The organism is Pseudomonas libanensis (assembly GCF_001439685.1).
Lineage (GTDB): Bacteria > Pseudomonadota > Gammaproteobacteria > Pseudomonadales > Pseudomonadaceae > Aquipseudomonas > Aquipseudomonas libanensis.
On sequence record NZ_JYLH01000019.1, the window covers coordinates 1 to 20,301 of the forward strand.

14 protein-coding genes are annotated in these 20,301 nt (G+C 60.3%); 3 read left to right on the top strand and 11 right to left on the bottom strand.

Translation table 11 applies throughout. From position 1 onward, the window contains the following. Positions 1 to 223: 223 nt before the first annotated feature. The 10 genes from TU73_RS24190 to TU73_RS24235 form a co-directional block, all read right to left on the bottom strand. A complete protein-coding gene (locus TU73_RS24190; RefSeq protein ID WP_057014310.1) occupies positions 224 to 1,927 on the bottom strand; it encodes an AMP-binding protein in 1,704 nt (567 codons plus the stop codon). A gap of 31 nt (positions 1,928 to 1,958) precedes the next feature. Further along, a complete protein-coding gene (locus TU73_RS24195) occupies positions 1,959 to 3,257 on the bottom strand; it encodes an acetyl-CoA C-acetyltransferase (protein WP_057014311.1) in 1,299 nt (432 codons plus the stop codon). Then, a complete protein-coding gene (locus tag TU73_RS24200) occupies positions 3,254 to 4,144 on the bottom strand; it encodes a MaoC/PaaZ C-terminal domain-containing protein (RefSeq protein ID WP_057014312.1) in 891 nt (296 codons plus the stop codon). Before TU73_RS24200 ends, TU73_RS24195 begins: the two co-directional genes overlap by 4 nt. Before the next feature lie 4 nt (positions 4,145 to 4,148). Next, positions 4,149 to 5,492 carry a 3-oxoacyl-ACP reductase gene (locus tag TU73_RS24205; RefSeq protein ID WP_057014313.1) on the bottom strand — a complete coding sequence of 448 codons (1,344 nt, stop codon included), beginning with the start codon at positions 5,490 to 5,492 and terminating at the stop codon, positions 4,149 to 4,151. 156 nt (positions 5,493 to 5,648) lie between these two features. Then, on the bottom strand, positions 5,649 to 8,174 hold the full coding sequence (locus TU73_RS24210; RefSeq protein ID WP_057014314.1) for an acyl-CoA dehydrogenase: 2,526 nt from the start codon (positions 8,172 to 8,174) through the stop codon (positions 5,649 to 5,651). A gap of 193 nt (positions 8,175 to 8,367) precedes the next feature. Then, positions 8,368 to 9,813 (bottom strand): outer membrane protein transport protein, encoded by a 1,446-nt coding sequence (locus tag TU73_RS24215; RefSeq protein WP_057014315.1) that lies wholly within the window; start codon positions 9,811 to 9,813, stop codon positions 8,368 to 8,370. A gap of 333 nt (positions 9,814 to 10,146) precedes the next feature. Next, the gene (gene praB / locus TU73_RS24220; RefSeq protein ID WP_057014316.1) at positions 10,147 to 10,629 is read right to left on the bottom strand and encodes an alkane oxidation protein activator PraB; all 483 of its coding nucleotides are present in this window, start codon (positions 10,627 to 10,629) and stop codon (positions 10,147 to 10,149) included. Positions 10,630 to 10,763: 134 nt separating this feature from the next. After that, positions 10,764 to 11,258 carry an alkane oxidation protein activator PraA gene (praA, locus tag TU73_RS24225; RefSeq protein ID WP_057014317.1) on the bottom strand — a complete coding sequence of 165 codons (495 nt, stop codon included), beginning with the start codon at positions 11,256 to 11,258 and terminating at the stop codon, positions 10,764 to 10,766. Positions 11,259 to 11,382: 124 nt separating this feature from the next. Then, the gene (locus tag TU73_RS24230; RefSeq protein ID WP_057014369.1) at positions 11,383 to 12,663 is read right to left on the bottom strand and encodes an alkane 1-monooxygenase; all 1,281 of its coding nucleotides are present in this window, start codon (positions 12,661 to 12,663) and stop codon (positions 11,383 to 11,385) included. A 308-nt stretch (positions 12,664 to 12,971) separates the two neighbouring features. Next, positions 12,972 to 13,970, bottom strand: coding sequence for an alpha/beta fold hydrolase (locus TU73_RS24235; protein WP_057014318.1), 999 nt, complete (start codon positions 13,968 to 13,970; stop codon positions 12,972 to 12,974). Positions 13,971 to 14,253: 283 nt separating this feature from the next. Here TU73_RS24235 and TU73_RS24240 point away from each other — a divergent pair, with 283 nt between their 5' ends. From TU73_RS24240 to TU73_RS24250, 3 genes are read left to right on the top strand one after another with little or no spacing between them, the layout of a single operon-like run. Next, positions 14,254 to 15,792, top strand: a complete 1,539-nt coding sequence (locus tag TU73_RS24240; protein WP_057014319.1) for a flavin-containing monooxygenase — start codon at positions 14,254 to 14,256, stop codon at positions 15,790 to 15,792. Beyond that, on the top strand, positions 15,789 to 16,679 hold the full coding sequence (locus TU73_RS24245) for an SDR family NAD(P)-dependent oxidoreductase (protein ID WP_057014320.1): 891 nt from the start codon (positions 15,789 to 15,791) through the stop codon (positions 16,677 to 16,679). The genes TU73_RS24240 and TU73_RS24245 overlap by 4 nt, the downstream gene beginning before the upstream one ends. A 15-nt stretch (positions 16,680 to 16,694) precedes the next feature. After that, positions 16,695 to 17,537 carry a metal-dependent hydrolase gene (locus TU73_RS24250; protein ID WP_057014321.1) on the top strand — a complete coding sequence of 281 codons (843 nt, stop codon included), beginning with the start codon at positions 16,695 to 16,697 and terminating at the stop codon, positions 17,535 to 17,537. Between the two features lie 407 nt (positions 17,538 to 17,944). Here the strand turns inward: TU73_RS24250 and TU73_RS24255 are convergent, their stop codons facing one another. Next, positions 17,945 to 20,014, bottom strand: a complete 2,070-nt coding sequence (locus tag TU73_RS24255) for an EAL domain-containing protein (protein ID WP_057014322.1) — start codon at positions 20,012 to 20,014, stop codon at positions 17,945 to 17,947. Positions 20,015 to 20,301: the final 287 nt, after the last annotated feature.

The window sequence follows — 20,301 nt, forward strand, 5'->3', positions numbered from 1 at the left end:
GTCCAGAGCGGAGGGGTGAGTAGCAGCGTGGGCTCCCACACGTGCTTTAAGCACTCGGGGCATTCAGCTTGCTACTCACCGCTCTCACCCTCAGTCTAATCCTGGCTCAAGACACAAGGGGGCTTGCCCGCGAAGACGTCAGCCCAGCAAACATTGATGTTGGCTGACCCACCGCTATCGGGAGCAAGCTCCCTCCCACATTTGGGTCACCATTGGGTTAAAGTCAGCGCAAGGCTCGGCGTAGTACCTTTCCGACAGTGGTCTTGGGCAATTCCGTCGTGCGGAACTCCACATACTTGGGCAGTTTGTACCCCGTCAGGTATTCCCGGCAATGTGCAAGAATCTGCTCCTGCGTCAGGTTCGGGTCCTTGCGCACCACGATGATCTTGACCTTCTCTCCCGTCACCGCATCTTCCACGCCAATGGCCGCCACTTCACCGACACCCGGGTGCATCGCCACCACATCCTCGATTTCATTGGGGTACACGTTGAAACCCGAGACCAGAATCATGTCCTTCTTGCGGTCCACCAGGCGGATATAGCCGCGGGCGTCCATCACCCCGATATCACCGGTGGACAGCCAGCCCTCGGCGTCCAGCACCTCGGCGGTTTCCTTCGGGCGCTGCCAGTAGCCCTGCATCACTTGCGGGCCGCGTACTTGCAGTTCGCCTTGCTCGCCGATATCCGCCAGCTCGCCATCTTCGCGAACAAAGCGCACCCAGGTCGATGGCAACGGTACGCCGATGCTGCCGGTGAATTCCATCTCGCGCATGCGTGAAATATCGATGGGGCTGATGCTCACCACCGGCGAACATTCGGTCAGCCCGTAACCTTCGACGATCGGCAGCCCAGTGACTTCTTTCCAGCGCTTGGCCACAGCGGTGTGGGTGGCCATGCCACCGGCGATCACCAGGCGCAGGTCAGAAAAGTCCCTAGCGCAGAAGCCCTTGTTCTCCAGCAAGCCGTTGAACAACGTGTTGACCCCGGCAATCCCGTTGAAGCGCTCTTTGCGCAGGATCATCTGCACACGCTTCACGTCCCGCGGGTTGGCGATCAGGATATTGCGCCCGCCCAGGCACATGAACATCAGGCAGTTCACCGTCAGGGAAAAGATGTGATACAGCGGCAGCAGGGTCACGTTGGTTTCCTGCTTGTGCTGGTCCAGTTGGTCGCCGACCCAGGCCTTGGCTTGCAATAGATTGGCGATGATATTGCGATGGCTGAGCATCACCCCCTTGGCATCGCCGGTGGTGCCGCCGGTGTACTGCAGGAAGGCCAGTTCATCGCGGTCCAGGCTGACCGGTAGATGGGTCAGCGCCCTGCCCTGTTTCATCACCTGATTGAAACGCAGCGCGCCGGGCAACTTGAAGGCTGGCACCTGTTTCTGCACACGGCGCAGGATGAAGTTCATCGCCGCGCCCTTCAAGGCGCCCAGCAAGTCGCCAATAGCCGCCACCACCACCCGCTTGACGCTGCTGCCTGCCATGGCTTTTTCCAGGGTATGGGCGAAATTTTCGAAGATCACCACGGTCTCTGCGCCGCTGTCCTTGAGCAGATGCTTGAGTTCATGGGCGGTGTACAACGGGTTGACGTTGACCACCACTGCCCCGGCCAGGATCGTACCCAACAGGCAGATCGGATACTGCAAGCAGTTAGGCATCATCAGCGCCACGCGGTCGCCCTTCTTCACACCCTGGCCCTGCAGCCAGGCCGCAAATGCAATGCCCTGAACCTGCCAGTCGGCGTAAGTCATTTCGGTGCCGATGCTGACGTAGGCGACTCGCTCGCGGAATTTTTCCAGATGCTCCAGGAACACTTCGCGCAATGACGGGTAGTCCTCGATCCCGGTATCGATGTCGGCCGGAACGCCGGGCAGGTAAGCGTTCAACCAGATACGTTCGCTGTGTTCCAGGCTGATAGCGTTCATGGCAGTGTCCTTATTGTTGTTTTTGACAGCATTATTTTTCGACGATGGCGGTGATGCCCAACCCGCCCGCTGCACAGATCGAGATCAGGCCGCGACCACCACCGCGCTCATGGATCGCCTTGGCCAGTGCCGCCAGTTGCCGGCCACCGGTGGCGGCAAAGGGGTGGCCGCAGCCCAGTGAGCCGCCGTTGACGTTCATCTTGCTGCGGTCGATGGCGCCCAGGGGAGCGTCCAAGCCCAGGCGCTCGCGGCAATACTCGGGGTCTTCCCAGGCCTTGAGCGTACACAGCACCTGGGCGGCAAAGGCTTCGTGGATCTCGAATAAATCAAAGTCGGCAAAACTCAAGCCCTCGCGCTCAAGCATGCGCGGTACGGCGTACGCGGGCGCCATCAGCAGGCCCTCGGTGCCGTCGACAAAATTCACCGCCGCCGTCTCACCCGTGCGCAAATAAGCCAGCACCGGCCAGCCGTTGGCGCTGGCCCATTCTTCATTGGCGAGCAGCACCACCGAAGCGCCGTCGGTCAGCGGCGTGGAGTTGCCGGCGGTGAGCGTGCCGTTGTGCCGGTCGAATGCCGGCGACAGGCCCGCGAGTTTTTCCAGGCTGATATCGGCGCGCAGGTTGTTGTCCCGGGCCAGGCCACGATGGGGGCTGATCAGGTCGTCGAAGAAGCCGCGTTTATAGGCCGCATTCAGGCGCTGGTGGCTGGTAAGGGTCAGCTCGTCCTGGGCCAGGCGTTTGATTTGCCAGCGCTTGGCCATTTCCTCGCAGTGCTCGCCCATGGACAAGCCGGTGCGCGGCTCGCCGTTACGCGGCAATAATGGTTTGAAGAACATCGATGGACGCACTTTCAGCAAGGTCTTGAGCTTGTCGCCCATGCCCTTGGCCCGATTGGCAGCAAGCAAGGTATGGCGCAAGGTTTCGTTGATACCGATAGGCGCATCGGAGGTGGTGTCGGCGCCACCGGCAATGCCGACTTCGATCTGGCCGAGGGCGATTTTATTCGCCACCAACAGCGCGGCTTCAAGCCCGGTGCCGCAGGCTTGTTGCACATCATAGGCCGGGGTTTGCGGCGACAGCGTGGTGGACAATAAAGACTCACGGGCCAGGTTGAAATCCCGCGAATGCTTGATCACCGCCCCGGCGGCAAACTCGCCCAGGCGCTGGCCGTGCAGGTTGTAGCGGTCCACCAGGCCTTGCAGGGCGGCAACCAATAAATCCTGGTTGCTGTCATGGGCGTACACCGTGTTGGAGCGGGCAAACGGGATGCGGTTGCCGCCGATGATCGCCACGCGGCGGGTCGGGGCCGGGTTGAAGCTGTAGTCACTCATGCCTGGCTCTCTTTCCAAATGAATAGCCCGCGCATATGGGGTTTGTCCCCAGCAAAATTGCGCACTTCGAACTCACGCCGCGGGCCGGTCACCGGGTGGTTCCACAGGGCGACCTGGCCGGGCAGGAAGATCGGCAACTTGAAGTCGCAATGGGCCTGGGCCTGGTCCAGGCCACCGGGCGGTTGTTGCGCCGCCAATGCGCGGCCCAGGGTCCACATGCCATGGGCGATGGCACGCCGAAAACCGAAGAGCCTGGCGCCGATGACCGAGGTGTGAATCGGATTGAAGTCCCCCGAGACCTTGGCAAAACGTCGCCCCAGGTCGGCCGGCAAGACCCAGCGTTGGGTGCGCAACAAACCGTCTTCCTGCAGCGGCAAAGGATCACTCCAGGGCTCACCCACGGGGTTGTCGACGTCCCGACGCAGGTACAGGCTGTCGCTTTCCCACACCAGGGCGTCAGCACCGTAGGCGCGGGTGGCGATACTCAGCGCCTGCCCCTTTGGATGGGCGACCCAGCGCTCGCAATACACCTCCAGGCGCAGCGCCTGGCCCTCGTGCAGGCGCTGGTGCTGGCGAATGCGATTGGCCAGGTGCACCATGCCGCTGGCCGGGTACGGGAAGCTTGGCCGGGTCAGCAGCATCAAATGCAGTGGGAATGCCAACACATGGGGGTAGGACAGTGGCACGCCCTGTTCACGCCGAAAGCCACAGGCCCGGGCGTAAGCGGCGATGCCCGCGGGCGAAAGCTCTACTGCGCAACGTACCAGCCGCGCCGCGGGCAACGACGGCGCGCCGTCGAGCTTGGGCTTGCGCAAGGCGCGCATGCCATCGAGCAACAGCTGCGCGCGTGATGGCGCTGGGTCGATAATCTGCGTTATGTACTCCATCGGCTCAGGCTCCCAACAGGCTTTGGCCACACACCCGCACCACCTGGCCATTGACCCCGCCGGACGCGGGATGGGCCAGCCAGGCGATGGTCTCGGCCACGTCAATCGGCTGCCCACCCTGGGACAACGAGTTCATGCGTCGCCCCGCTTCGCGGATCATCAGCGGGATTTTTGCGGTCATCTGGGTTTCGATAAACCCGGGGGCCACCGCATTTACCGTGACCTGGCGAGCCGCTGCACGCGGCGCCAGGCCCTGCACCAGGCCGATCACCCCGGCCTTGGAGGTGGCGTAGTTGCTTTGCCCGAGGTTGCCGGCGATACCGGAAATCGACGACACACACACGATGCGCCCACCCGGGTTCAAGCCCTGGCTGTCGAGCAAGGCCTCACTGAGCTGCAACGGTGCCTCGAGGTTGACTGCCAATACACTGCGCCAGGCGGCTTCGGTCATCTTGGCGATGGTCTTGTCACGGGTGATACCGGCATTGTGTACCACCACATCGAAGGCACCGTATTGGCTGACGTGGGCTTGCAACAGCGCGGCGGTGTCGGCGGCAGTGATGTCCAGGGGCAAGGCCGAACCTGCGACACCGGCGGCGGCCTGCTGCAACGCGTCCCGGGCCTGGGGCACATCCACGCACACCACATGGGCGCCGTCCCGCGCCAGCACCTGGGCGATGGCCAGGCCGATGCCCCGGGAGGCGCCGGTGACCAAGGCACGTCGACCGGCGAAGGGTTTGTCCCAATTGACGCCAGTGTTGCCATCGACCGGTGTTTGCAGGCGCACCACCTGCCCCGATACATAGGCCGAACGGCGCGACAGGAAGAAGCGCAGGCTACTGTCCAATGCCTCCTCGGCACCCGGCGCCACATAGAGCAACTGCACGGTGATCGCCCGGCGCAGTTCCTTGGCCAGCGAACGCACCAAGCCTTCAAGAGCGCGCTGGGCGACGGCCTGGGGCAGGTCCTTGCAATGTTCCGGCGCGGTGCCGAGTACCACTACCCGGCCATGTTGGCCGAGGCGCTTGGCGTTGGCATGGAAGAACACGTAGAGCTTATCCAGCTGTTGCAGATCGGCGATGTCACTGGCATCGAACACCGCGCCTTGCACCTTGACGGTGGACGGTGCCTTGAGGGTCGCCGGGGTGGCGGCAACGGTGTCGGTGGCGCTGAAGATGCGCTGCACCGATGCCACCAGGCGCCCTGCCCCGGCGATGATCACCGGGTTGGCCAGCCCGGCCTGGCCGCTGCGATGGCGTTGCAGCGCCAAAGGCTGTGGCAGGCCGACAGCCTGGGCCAGGCGACGGCCCCAGGAGGAATTGACGAATGAAAGGTAGTTGTCACTCATAGAGGGTTCCACTCACAACACGAATCCTGCCTTGTAAACCCGGTCAAACATGTGGGAGGGGGCTTGCCCCCGATGGCGGTCTATCAGGTAAATCTGCTTGGGCTGACACACCGCTATCGGGGGCAAGCCCCCTCCCACATTTGCACCGCGTTTTTCTTAGTTGACCGGGGCGTTTTCGCTTTGATTGCTGCGACGCTTGGCGGTCGGCTCCAACGCCTGCTTGCGCTGCTGCAAGGCCTCCAACAAGCCAAAATCCTGGGGAAAGTCGTCCACCTGGATGCCGTGGTCGGCATATTCCACATAGCGCGCCAGCAAGGTGTCTTCGTCATCGCTGATCAAGTCCAGCGCCCGCGCCTTGACGCGCCAGACGGTGAAAGCCATGGCCGAGATCGGCAGCGGCTCGAGCAGGCCTTGCTTGATGGCGGGCTTGAGCCGGGCCTCGATCAATTCCACTTGGGGCAACAGACGGAAACCCAGTTCGCCATAGGCCAGCTTGTCGATTTCCGGGCGCGGGATGTAGGAATTGGCCAGCAAACGATCGCGGGTTTCCCCTGGGGTCTGCACCACATCCGCCACCTGGGCCAACAGCCGATCCGAGGGTTTGCGCAGTGGAATGCCCAACGGGAAACTCAAGCCCCGCATCACCGCCGCAGCGGGTTTCGAGGGGTAGTTGTCGAGCACTTCGGCCAAGGCTTCATGGGCACGCAGCAATGCATCCTGGGCCGCCCAATGCACCAGCGGCAAGTCGGCCTGGGGCTGGCTATCGTCCTCGAAACGCTTGAGCACGCAGGACAGGATGTACAGCTGCGAGAGGATATCTCCCAGGCGCCCGGTGATACTTTCCTTACGCTTGAGGGCACCGCCCAACACGCCCATGGAAATGTCCGAGATCAATGCCAGCACCACCGACAGCCGATTGGCCTGACGGTAGTAGGACGCCAGCGCCGGGTCGGTCTTGGCCGGTGCCGAAATCAGCCGCCCGCCGGTCAGGGCATGCACCACTGCGCGCACGGTGTTGGCCAGTACAAAACTCACATGGCCAAACATCGCACTGTCGAAGTCTTCCAGCGCCTTGCGCCGGTCCGGGTTGCGCGCCGCTTCCATCTCACGAAACACGTAAGGATGGCAACGGATCAGGCCCTGGCCAAAGATGATCAGGCAGCGGGTCATGATGTTGGCGCCTTCCACCGTAATGGCGATGGGGCTTTGCTGGTAGGCACGGGCAAGGAAGTTATTGGGCCCCATGCAGATGCCTTTGCCGGCGACGATGTCCATGCCGTCGTTGACGATGATCCGCGCACGCTCAGTGACGTGGTACTTGGCGATGGCCGAGATCACCGACGGTTTCTCACCGGCATCCAGGGACGCCACCGACACCTTGCGCACCGCATCGCAGGCATACAAATGCCCGGCCATGCGCGCCAACGGTGCCTGCACCCCTTCGAACTTACCGATGGGCAGGCCGAACTGCTTGCGCATCGCCGCGTAGGCGGTGGTACCACGCACCGCGACTTTACCCAGGCCGACGTTCGCCGATGGCAGGGAAATCGCCCGTCCCGCCGCCAGGCATTCCATCAACATGCGCCAGCCGTTGCCAATTTGCTCGCGGCCGCCGATCACCCATTCCAACGGAATGAAAACGTCCTTACCGGTGGTAGGACCGTTCTGGAACACCGCGTTCAACGGCCAGTGACGACGACCGCTGTTCACACCCGGGTGGGACGTGGGGATCAGCGCGCAGGTAATGCCCAAGGAACCTGGCGCACCGAGCAAGCCGTCCGGGTCTTCGGCGCGGAACGCCAGGCCCAGCACCGTGGCAATCGGGCCGAGAGTGATGTAGCGCTTGTCCCAGGTCACTTTGAAACCCAGCACTTGCTCGCCTTCGTGCAGGCCTTTGCAAACGATGCCAAGGTCTGGGATCGCACCCGCATCGGAGCCGGCATAAGGGCTGGTCAGGGCAAAACACGGAATGTCTTCGCCCCGGGCCAGGCGCGGCAGGTAGTAATTGCGCTGGGCGTCGGTGCCGTAATGCAGCAACAGCTCGGCCGGGCCCAGGGAGTTGGGCACCATCACCGAAATCGCCGCCGCCGAGCAGCGGGTCGACAGCTTCATCACCACCTGGGAGTGGGCGTAGTGGGAGAAACCTTTACCGCCGTACTGCTTGGGAATGATCATGCCGAGGAACCCGGCATCCTTGGTGTACTGCCAGCATTCGGGGGACATGTCTTGCCAGACCTGGGTGGTTTCCCAGTCATTGGCGATGTCGCACAGGTTTTCCACCTCGTTGTCGAGGAAGGCTTGCTCCTCGGCACTCAGGCTGGCCGGCGCAGCTTGCAGCAGGCGCTGCCAGTTGGGTTTGCCGCTGAACAGCTCGGCATCCCACCACACAGTGCCGGACTCGATGGCCGCACGCTCGGTATCAGACATTGCCGGCATGATCGTACGAAACAGGCCCAGAGCCCTGCTGGTCAGCAGGGCGCGGCGCAGGGGCTTGATCGACAGCACCAAGGCCGGCAACACCACCAGCACGGCGGCGACGGTAAGGCCCAGGCCACCCACCGCGTTGAACAGATAACCCAGTGCCAGCCAGATGATGCCGGTGCCCAACCACAGGGCAGCTGCGGCTTGTCGATACGCCAGGGCAATCGCTGCTGCGAAACCCACCAATAACCAGATAAGCATGGGGAGTACCTCTACTTGATTCAGGGCGTAAAGCCACACTACAAACTTCAAATCACAAATTCAAATTTTGTTTTGAAATTTTTATTTAACGCTTTGCCGAAAAAAATCAGGCTGATCGTGTCAGCCTGATAGAAGAGCAAACAACGCAGGTCGCAGAACCGTCTCGGTAGGGCCTTCAGTAGCGCTGAGTGCCTTAAAACTTATAAGTCGCCGACAGGCTGACCACGTCACCTGAAGATTCAGCCTTGCCGTCCAGTTGAGCCGCGCCGAGACGATCGACGTTCTTGGTCTTCAGGTTGACCTTCTGGACGAACTGATGCGAATACGCGGCATCCACTGACAAACCAGGCACAGCTTTGATGTCATAACCAGCACCAAACGCCAGGAAGTAGCGGTCACCGTCGGGGATCCGAGGGTCACGGGTGGAGTTACGCGTAGGGGTCTGGTCATACGCTACACCCGCGCGCAGGGTCAGCTCGTCGGTGGCTTTATAGTCGCCACCGATTGAGGTCATCCAGGCGTTCTTGTAGTTGTAGGGAATGGCAACAATGGTTGAACCTTGCGACTTGAGCGTCAGGTCTTTGAACGAAGACCATTCAGTCCATTGGGCGCTTACACCCAATGTCCAGCGATCATTGAACTGGTGGACCCAGTCAATCGCCGCAGTAGCCGGAATATCCAATTGCGTACTGGCGTGCGCGCCGTCCGGGAAAAGCTTAAGACCTGGATAAGCCATTTCAACCAGCGTTTCGCCGTTCGGACCGATAGGATTGGTCATCGCGTTACGGCCGATAGCATCCGTGTAGACGTCGTATTTACCGGTCATCTTGTTTTTGATTTTGGCGTGATAGTTCAAGCCCAACGTGTCTTGCGCCGTCGGCTTCCATACCACACCGCCAAACCAGCCGACAGAGATGTTGTCGACTTTTACGCGCATCAAAGAATGCCCTACGCCTGTAGGAAAACCGGTGCCTCCTAAGCCTGGAGAGACATCCGCTGCAGCCAACAAGTCAATGTTCTGGCTGACGAAGCCCTGGCTGCGCTGGACGATAGCACCGCCACCGACCGAAAATTCATCATTGACCTTGAACGACAACGAACCTGTCAGGCCAACGGTCTCGATTTTGGTGTCGACCGCAAAATCGCGCAGCTTTGAGTCTTCGTTCCAAGTCGTTTTCATGCCTTGGGGCACGACCTGGCTCAAGCCAAAAGCAAAACGGTCGCCGATTGGAATCACCAGGAAACCGGTTGGCAGCCATGCGGTGAAACCGCCTTGCCCGCCATTATTGGTGTTGAGGGTGGGATCGCCCATACTGCCCTGGTCGTCCAATACCGGCGTATTGGTCACTGGATTACCATTGTGGTCATACGCCTGACCCGAGTATTTGATCTTGACCCGGGCATAATCGACAGTCTGTTGCGCGATGGTCGAGTCAATAAATGCCATGGCTGCCGGATTGTTGTAAGCAGCACTGGGGTCGTTCTTAAACAGTGAGCCGCCACCAAACGCACGACCCCAACCGGGCGCGCCGTAGGTCGGCGTCGAGAAGCCACCTGCCTGTACCGGGCCAGTGCTTATCAGTCCGCCTACCAATGCCAAACCGAGTAAAGTGCGGGTGTGTTGTTTTTTATTATTCATGTATTACCCCTATTATTATCGCAGCGACTTATCCCAGCGAGCCCTGTCATTTCAATTCGCTATCGAGCGCGTCGGAAAAGTGAGTTCCATTCGTTCCAGCGTGCAATTACCTGATAAGGCTTGATTAAACACAGTTAATTGATGGGTCACGTAATTCCAACTTGCGTAAATCTGATTTGGGCCACAACGGGTTACAGGCAGAGCAGCAAGGTACTTGCCACCCGCCGCAACAAACTACCCATAGTCAGTTCCCTCGACCTTCCGCTCCGTCAGCAGGAGCCTCCTTGGAGACCCCTGCCTTTACGGGCGATCAACCCTTACGAAGTGGCGCGACTATTGGACAGTCAACGTTGGCGCGGTCACATCCAGGGAAACAACGGTGCAGTTGCCACTCAGCGACTGATTAGCAGCGGTCAGTTTCTTGGAACCCGCATTCCAGGCCACGGCAATCGTGGTAGGGCCGCAGTTGGTAGCCGGAATCGAAGAGATCTTGTAACCGACATTGGTCACGGTACCGACAGTTGGCGAGCTTGCAGTCAGAACCCACGGGATATTAGTCAGCGTCGGCAGCGCACACAGGCCGCCACCTGTCAGCGTTGCGCCATTGATCGACGCTACACCGCCACTGACATTACCCGTGAAGGTAATGCCGCAGGTCACAGCGGCCCCGAAGGACGACGGCGACTTCACCACGATCGTGCCAGCACTGGTAGAGAACGGACCATCTGGAGTGATGGTGGCCGCACTGGCCATCGAAGCGGCACCCATGCAAACAGCCAGAGCAGTCAACGACACGAGAGTTTTCAAGCTTTTCATTGTTTTTCCTCACATGTTATGGCGATTCATTTCGCCAGGGGTAATGGCCATGATCGAGAGGTCACGGTGAAACTGCAGAACTTCCCTTTCCAGCCAAATTTCAATGCATCTACCGCTGTAACAGTCGAAACGCTTTATTCGACAACTTTGAAGTTGGCCGGCATCTTGATCGACACCGTCTTGATCTTGCAGTCTTCGCCAATAGGAACATCGGCAGCTTCCAACTTGCCGGTGGCGTTATCCCACGTACCGTCGGCCGTCGAAGGCCCACACTTGCCGCCCAGGCCAAAGGCATGCACGTCCACACTGATCTTCGACATCGAGCCACTTTTGGTATCTTTGGCGACCAGCACCCAGGGCAGGTTGATTGCTTCAACGCGGCTGCACTTGAGACCACCGTCGAATTCGACTTGGTCGACATTTACCGATGAACCATCGGCCGCGACCTTGCCTGCCACCTTGATGGTGCAGTCGGCGCTGATCAGCTTGCCTTTGGAAAAACTGATAGGCCCCTGGGCAGTGAAGGCACTGCCGGCGGGTTCGATCCGGGCTGCCTGGGCCTGGTGATAGACAATCAGGCCTATCGCAGCCAACAGGATATGTGTGGTGAACTTGGCAGGGCTTTGCATGGTGTACGTCCTTCCCTTTAAATTATTGTTGTAGGGTCAAACCAGGTTCTTTCGCTAAATATCTGGGCGATAAGAACCTGCGCGATTCACAGATCCCGAGTTCGCCCATACTGTTTAATTCACATCAAAACGGCTTGGCATTGCCGCTGTATTTTTCCAAGTACTTCAAGCGTTGTGACGGTTGAAGATTGGTCAAGGTGATATCCCCGGCATAGTGATTGAGTACACGATGATCCATGCGCCGCCGCCACAAGTACGGCACATAGGCCCAGACAATCATGCTCGCGTAACCATAGGGAAGTTGCGGTGATTCATCGAAGTGGCGCAACGACTGATAACTGCGCGTCGGGTTGGCATGATGATCGGAGTGCCGCTGAAGTTGGAACAGAAAGATATTGGTGACAATCCGATTACTGTTCCACGAGTGGCGCGGCGAGCAGCGTTCATAACGACCGTTGGGCAACTTCTGGCGCTTGAGGCCGTAGTGTTCGACGTAGTTCACCACTTCCAGCAACGAGAATCCGTAGATACCCTGGATGATCAGGAACGGAATCACCGCCGCGCCCAGCCAGGCAATCATCGCGCCCCACAACACCACGCTGTACATCCAGGCGCTGAGTACGGCGTTTTTCCAGTGCAGGGCCGGCAGGCCGAGTTTGCGCAGGCGTTCGCGTTCCAGGTTCCAGGCCGACATGGCGCTGAACCACACCGAGCGCGGCAGGAATGCCCAGAAACTCTCGCCCAACCGCGAGCTGGCCGGGTCTTCCGGGGTGGCCACACGGACGTGATGGCCGCGGTTGTGTTCGGTGTAGAAGTGCCCGTAGAACGTCGGCGCCAGGGTAACCTTGGCCAGGAACACTTCCAGGGGCTTGGGCTTGTGCCCCAGTTCATGGGCGGTGTTGATTGCGATGCCGGTGGCGGCTCCGGTGGACATCGCCATGCCCAGGTAGGTGAACACACTGATGTCACCGTGCAGCTCGGTACGGGCGGTGATGAATGCTGCGGTCCTTGAAAGCCAGCTTGAGGGTTCCAGCGCGGCAGTGGCGTGCAGCAGTCCGCCGTTGATGATCCAGTCGATGCCGCCAGCGGCCAGCCAGCCGGTGATGACCACCGAGGCGATCACAAACAGCACGCCGGTGTAGACGATCCAGCGGTAGTAGCTTTGGGATTCGAGGTTGCTGACGGCCGATTCAGGTGGGTTGCTGACGTCTTCGCCGAGCAGGCCATCGATCAAGGGGATCAAGCCGAAGATCACCAGCACGCCGACCCACCAGAGTTGCTGCACGCCGGTGCCGATCGCCAGGGCGCCGGACAGTAACGGAGTTGCGAGAGGCATGATGCCCAGCCACCACAGGTGGCGCTTGCCGTCGGTCCAGACTTGCGAGGTTGCCAGGGCCTGATTCATGGCAACCACCACACACATGCACTGAACGCTTGGGCAGCTGAGAGGTTCACGGAGCGCTGACAGCTCCGAGACATTGACCATGCGATAAAAGGCGTTTTTTTCATTATTTTATTCGCTCTTAGGCATTTCAAAAATAATTTCAAATTACACATTGAAATAATTTTTTTAAATAAATAGCGCGGAATCGTTAGGTCGTCAACTAGTTTCTCCAGCCCTTTTTTCCGTGACCGTACAGTCTCTTTTCAGCCGCCTGGTCAGGTGTCTAGGGCAGGCATCAACGCCGTCGAACCGCGAGTCGGGTCGCACACTTATTTGCTCGCCAGGGCTACGGGTGGGTGCAGCTGCCTGACGTTTTCGCCGGGCCGAGCACGCTTGGCAACCTGCTCTACCAGCGCCGCCACTCGCTGCGTCGCGGTGATCGGCAACATGTGTCCACGGCCTTCCACCACCTGCATTTTCAACCCTGGCACCTTGCTCGCAAGGGCCTGGCCGTGTTTCTGGAAGTCGAGCACCTTGTCTTGCGCGCCATAGATCAGCCCGATAGGCAGGGTCAGCTGCGGGTAGCGCTTGACCATGTCCGGCAGGTGATCGTTGACGCGGTTGATCTCGGTGGAGGCGGCGTAGAAGTTGTCGGGGCGCATGCCCAGCAACCCGCCGCCACGGGTGGCGAAGTCCGGCGGCGCAGCATCGGGGGCGAATACACCCTTGACCACCGCGTCCTTGGTCAGCAGCCCAACGGGCATGGTCAGGGTGTGAGCCATCCAGCGGCGCAACCAGGCCGGACGGACCGCCAAAGACAGGAACACCAGCGGCAGCATGCGTTGGGGATGGGTCAAGGGCGCCACCAGCACCAACCCGGACACCGCGTGGGGATGGTCAAGGGCCAGCGCCAAGGCAATCGCGCCGCCCAGGGAATGCCCCAGGACCAGCGGCTTACCCAAGTCGAGTGTGTTGATAAAGGCGGCAATTTGTCGGGCCTGGGCCGGCAGGTCTGCCGCCGTGCCACGGTGCCGGGTGGAATAGCCCGACCCTGGGCGGTCGAGAGTAATCACGCGAAAATGTTCACGCAGTTGGCCGGACAAGGCATACGTCAGGTTGCGACTGCTGCCCATCAGCCCGTGGATCATTACCAGCGGCGGGCCCTTGCCCTCTTCGACATAATGAAAGCGCTCGCCCTGTACCTCGACGAAGCGCCCGTTGATCGGAACGGTCGCTTCAATGCGCCGCGTCATCCAGGCACTCAAGCCCCATAACGCCGCGCTGGCGCCCACCAGCACACCCGCAGCCACTACCCATTCGACAGCCATAGCTCGGTCCTCTGCTTCCCTGCGGCTGGCGACCCGACCGGAATTGATCAGGGCCTCAGCCATCGTCCACACCCTGGACCTAAACTTCATGCATGGCGTGCTCGCCCGTCGGACAAATCGCACATGCGGCCTAGCGTAGGCGAATTTTTCAGGTAGATTATTTAAAATCTTTTTTAAAATAAATAATTCAATTTTCCTTTGCAATGGTGTTCTATCTAAAAGACAAAACAAAAACAGGAGCAGATTCGATGCCCAAGTGCGTTCTACGGATGAGGCAGCCTTTATGAATGCCCGCAGTGATTCAATCGACATCGCCATTATCGGCTCGGGTTTCGCGGGCCTGTGCATGGCGATCAAACTTAAGGAAGCCGGGCTCACCGACTTCTTTATCGCTGAGCAGGCCGAGACCCTCGGCGGTACGTGGCGCGATAACCATTACCCAGGGTGCGCCTGTGATGTGCAGTCCCATGTGTATTCGTTTTCCTTTGCGCCCAACCCGGACTGGACGCGGCAGTTCGCGGCGCAGCCTGAGATCCGCGCCTACCTGGAACAATGCGCCACGCGCTTCGAGCTGGCGCCCTACCTGCGTTTCGGCATGGGCCTGCAACGTGCGGTGTTCGATGAGCAGCAGCAACGCTGGCATCTGACGTTCAGCAATGGCCGCCAGGTCAGTGCACGGGTGCTGGTATCGGGAATGGGCGGCTTGTCGCGCCCGGCAATGCCGGACATCCCGGGCCTGGAAAGCTTCAAGGGCAAGCGCTTCCACTCCCAGCACTGGGACCACGACTACGCCTTGAAAGGCAAACGCGTGGCGGTGATCGGCACCGGCGCCAGCGCCATTCAGTTCGTGCCGCAGATCGCGCCGCAAGTGGCGCACCTGGACCTGTTCCAGCGCACACCGCCGTGGATCATGCCCAAGCCCGACCGACCGATTTCAACCTTCGAGCGCTGGCTGTTCAAGCACCTGCCGTTCACCCAAAAGCTGGTGCGCGGCGCTCTCTACTGGGCGCTGGAAGGCCGGGTGGTGGGTTTTGCCTTGCACCCACGGCTGATGAAGATGGTGCAGAAAATCGCCCTGCGTCACCTGCGCAGACAAGTGGCGCGCCCTTCCCTGCGCAAGACGCTGACGCCGGACTACACCATTGGCTGCAAGCGCGTGTTGATCTCCAACGACTACTACCCGGCCCTTTCGCGCAGCAATGTCGAGGTGGTCACCGATAGCGTGCTGCGCATCGAAGCCGACGGCGTGATCACCGCCGACGGCATCAAGCATCCCGCTGACTGCCTGATCTTCGGCACAGGTTTCCAGGCCAGCGACCCCTTGCCCCGCGGCTGCATCATCGGCCGCGACGGCATCGACCTGATGGACGCCTGGGGCGACGGCGCCCATGCCTACAAAGGCACCACCGTGCCGGGCTATCCCAACCTGTTCCTGATCGTCGGGCCCAACACCGGCCTGGGGCACAACTCGATGATCCTGATGATCGAGGCCCAGGTCAGCTACATCCTCGATGCATTGCGACAAATGCAGCGCCAGCGCATCGCCACGCTAGAGGTCAAGCCCGCCGTGGAGCAGGCCTACAACCGTCAGTTGCAGGACAAGCTCAAGCGCACGATCTGGAACACCGGCGGCTGCCAGAGCTGGTACCTGGACCCACGCACCGGCAAGAACACCACGCTGTGGCCCGGCTCGACCTGGCGCTTCAAGCAGGTCACCCGGCATTTTGCGCTCAAGGACTACCTCGCCAGCCCGCTGCCGACGCCCGCCGCACCGCGCCAGCTACCCGCGTCCCACTCCGCCACAGAAGGCAGCCTGTCATGAAGTCATTCAATGGCCGCGTCGCGGCGATCACCGGTGCGGCCTCCGGCATGGGCCGCGCACTGGCCTTGGCCCTGGCACGGGAAGGTTGCCACTTGGCCTTGGCAGACAAGAACAGCCAGGGGCTGGAGCAGACCCTGGCACTGGTCCGGACTTCGACCTTGGCGCCCGTGGCCGTCACCACCGAGGTGCTGGACGTCTCCGACCGCCAAGCCATGCAAGATTGGGCGGCCCGTTGTGCCGCCGAACATGGCCAGGTCAACCTGGTTTTCAATAATGCCGGGGTGGCACTGTCGAGCACCGTGGAAGGCGTGGATTACGCCGACCTGGAATGGATCGTCGGCATCAATTTCTGGGGCGTAGTGCATGGCACCAAGGCATTCCTGCCCTACCTCAAGGCCAGCGGAGACGGGCATGTGGTTAACACCTCCAGCGTGTTCGGCCTGTTTGCCCAGCCCGGCATGAGCGGCTACAACGCCACCAAGTTTGCCGTGCGCGGCTTTACCGAAGCCCTGCGCCAGGAACTCGACCTGCAACGCTGCGGCGTCTCGGCCACCTGTGTGCACCCCGGCGGCATTCGCACCGATATCTGCCGCAGCAGCCGCATCGACGCGAACATGACCGGGTTCCTCATCCACAGCGAGCAACAAGCCCGCGCCGATTTTGAAAAGCTGTTCATTACCGATGCCGACCAGGCCGCCAAGGTGATCCTGCAAGGCGTGCGCAAAAACAAGCGCCGCGTGCTGATCGGCCGCGACGCCTATTTTCTCGACTTGCTCGCCCGGTGCCTGCCGTCGGCCTATCAAGCGCTGGTGGTGCTGGCCAGCAAGCGCATGGCGCCCAAGCCACGCAGGCCGGTATTTGAAACCAACGACGAGCCTCGTCTCTGAACAGGAGGACGCACCATGTTGCCGATCCGTCGCGATATTCGTTTTGCCTTGCCTGCCGAGCGCATCAAGGACTGGCATGAACAAGGTCCGGTCATCAGCCATTTCTTCAATGCCCTGTCGCTGTTGTTTCCCCAGGGCGAGCTGTTTTTCATGGACAGCGTGCGCCACTACCGTGGGCAGATCGACGATCCAGAACTGAAAAAGGAAATCCAGGGTTTTATCGGCCAAGAGGCCATGCACAGCCGCGAACATGTGGCCTACAACGACCTGCTGCAAGCGGCCGGTCTGCCGGCGCACACCCTCGACCGGCGCCTGAAATTCTTCCTCGACCTGCAGAAAAAGCACCTGCCGCCAGCGTTCAACCTGGCAGTGACCATTGCCCTTGAGCATTACACCGCGATGCTCGCGGAAATCCTGCTGAGCGACCCGTCGCGCTTTGGCGACTCGCTCAAGGGCTACCAGCAGATGTGGTACTGGCATGCCCTGGAAGAAACCGAACATAAAGCCGTGGCGTTCGATGTCTGGAACCGCGTCATCACGCCCGGCCCTGCACGCTATCTGCTGCGCACCGGGACCATGCTGACCACCACCCTGATGTTCTGGCTGGTGGTACTGGATTTCCACGTACGCCTGCTGATTGCCGACCGCACCTCGGGTGGCAAGCTCAAGGGGCTGTGGCGCATGGTCAAGTATTTGTATGGGCCCAAGGGCGTGTTCCCGCGGATGCTGCGGCCGTGGCTGCATTATTTCAAACCGGGGTTTCATCCTTGGGATCATGACAACCGGGCACGCCTGGCAGGGATAGACGGGTTGGTGGAAGAGATTGAGCGGACGCGGCGCGGGTATGAGTCGGCGTAGGAGCCGAACGTAACCACGATGGTAACCACGATGCGCAGCGAGCCGCTCTTGATCTTGATCTGCTTTTGATCTTGATCTTAGGCGCCCCGTCAAACCACGCTGGCCGGAATTCGACAGGGATTTGGGGGGTAAACCGGCAGGGATGCCGGTTTAGCCGCCCCGCGCCATGGATGGCGCGTGGCGGCGGCCCCCCAAATCCCTGTCGGATTACGGGCACACCGAGCCTGAGCGAGGTGCCGAGTGGTGGGGCAAGAGCCCTTTGGTTACTTTGGGGCTCTTTTCCAAAGTGACCCGCTGTAAAAGCGGAACCCTAAGTGGCCGTTGCCCAAATAACGGATATGTACTTAATCCAACACTCTGGTCGGCTGTCAGGCCGCCATTGGGGGCAAGCCCATCCCACATATGGATCAAGCCAACGCCGCCCGCTCACGCACAAACCCCGGCAATTGATCCCCCGGCAGAGCCTTGCTGAAATACCACCCTTGGATAAACATCTCGGGCCCCGTACTCAGAAAGCCCAACTGCTCGGCAGTTTCCACCCCCTCCACCACCACCCCCAGCTTCAAGGCCTCGCAAAAACGCAACATGCCGGTCAGCACCTGGGCGCCCTTGGGGTCGCGCTGGGCAATCACAAAACTGCGGTCAATCTTGATGAAGTCCACGGGAAACTGGTGCAGGTAACTCAATGCAGAAAATCCAGTGCCAAAATCATCGAGGTACACCTTGGCACCCATGGCCTGCAATTTCTCGATGGTCTGGCGCGTAGCCGGGATATCACTGACCAGCGCGTCCTCAGTGATCTCCACCGAGACCCAGCCATGGGCCTGGGCAAGAATATCCACCAGCCGATCGCCATAGGCTGCGTCCTTCAGGGTGGCGCTGGAAATATTAATGGTCATCGGCAAGTGAAAACCGCCCTTCTGCCACTTCTGATACTGGCGCACAGCCTGGGACGCCACCCACACGTCCACATCCGGCATCAGCCTGGCCTGCGCCAGCCATTGCAGGAACTCCCAGGGAGAATGCACCGTGCCTTGGCTGTCCCGGGCACGCATCAACGCCTCGCACCCGGTGCACAGGCCAGTAAGGGTGGATACCTGGGGTTGGAACTCAAGGTAGAACTCGTAATCGCTGATTTGCTGAATGCGGCTCAACTCAACGGCCTGTCGTGCCGAAGTCCTGTGGGAGGCCAGCACCGGGTCGAACTCCAACAGGCGGCCTTTTTCTTCGAGACCGCGAAAGGTCATGTCCAGGGACTTCAAGTAAACCGTGCCACCCTCGGCGGTTTGGCGATGAATTGCCCGCACGTAGGGCGCATACACCAGCGTGCCCACACCTAGCAGCGCCAGCTGCAGCAGCACCGCCGCCAGATCACCATGGGTGCTGAGGTAGGCATTGAGCAGTACCGGCGCGGTAAATGGCACGCTGGCCACCGCCGGTGAGACCCAGCCCAACTGCACTGCCGCCAGCGCCACCACCGTATTGAACGCCGGCACCAGCAAAAAGGGGATGAACAAACGCGGGTTGAGAATGATCGGCAAACCGAACAACAGCACCTCGCTGACGTTGAATAACGACAGCGGCAAACTGGCAATAGCCAGCAACCGCATGGACTGGCTCCTGGAAAACAACAGGATCGCCAGCAGCAGGCACAATGTGGCGCCGGAACCGCCGATAAACGCAAAACTACCCAGCAGGCCGCTGTTGAGCAGGTACAGGACTGGCTCCCCCGCGGCCTGCGCCGCGCCGTTGAGCACCACGGCCTTGTCCAGCACGTCGAACAGCGGCTGCATGGCATACACGCCGTGGATGCCGAAGAACCACAGCAGCGAATTCATCAGCGTTACAAACAGCCCACTGCCGTAGGGCGCTTGCAATGCATCGAGCACCTGGGGCCCCTGCAATTGCGCCACATAAGGGATCAGCAGCAACAACGACAGCAGCACCACCAACGACAGCGCCGTGATCGCACCGGGGAGCACCATATTGATGGTGCCCTTGAGGTTATGCCCGACCAGGTCTTCGTTGACCAATCGCGTCCAACGAAAGCGGTGCAGCCAGGCGATGGCGGGCACATTGATCAAGGGTGAGGCGATAGCTATAAACAGTAAGAAAGTGGCCGAAGCCCTGGGGTATTCGCGCAGCACAAAGGTGGCGACCACCACATGGGCGAGGCACAGGAACGCGACCGGTAGCTGTGGCAGGCGATGCTGGATCGCCAACATGTAACCGATGGAGGCCGCGACCAGCAGGGGAATCACCGAATTGATCTGGTTATGCAGCCCTGCCAGGAACCCTACCACCTGCTGGCTGAATCCCAGCACCCGGGCGCATTCGGACAGGATCAGGAAACCGGCGGATACCAGCAGGCAAGGCAGGATCCATAGCAGTCCTTCACGAATCGCACGCAACGATTCGGCGCTGGCCAAGACTGCCAGGCGCTGGGTAAGGAAAAGTCTGAACAGCGTTTGTGCCATGAGCCATCCTCTGCCCGTCACCTTACTGCCGCTGAAAACCAGGGCCGGAAACCCTCGCTAACGCTACACGTCCTGACGGTGGGAGTGAAAGCCTTTTGCCCACGGCTCTCAGGCTTTTTCGGCACTATCTGCTGGGTTACTACACGAATTCTCTGATGAATTATCGAACTTTCTGACTTAAGTCATCCCCTAAGGCTGTCTGAGTCGGTATCATCCGCGCCTTTCTGCGTGTCAAAGGATGTTACAACCTGCGTAACAGCGGAGTGCGCTCAGGGAATCTAGCCTGG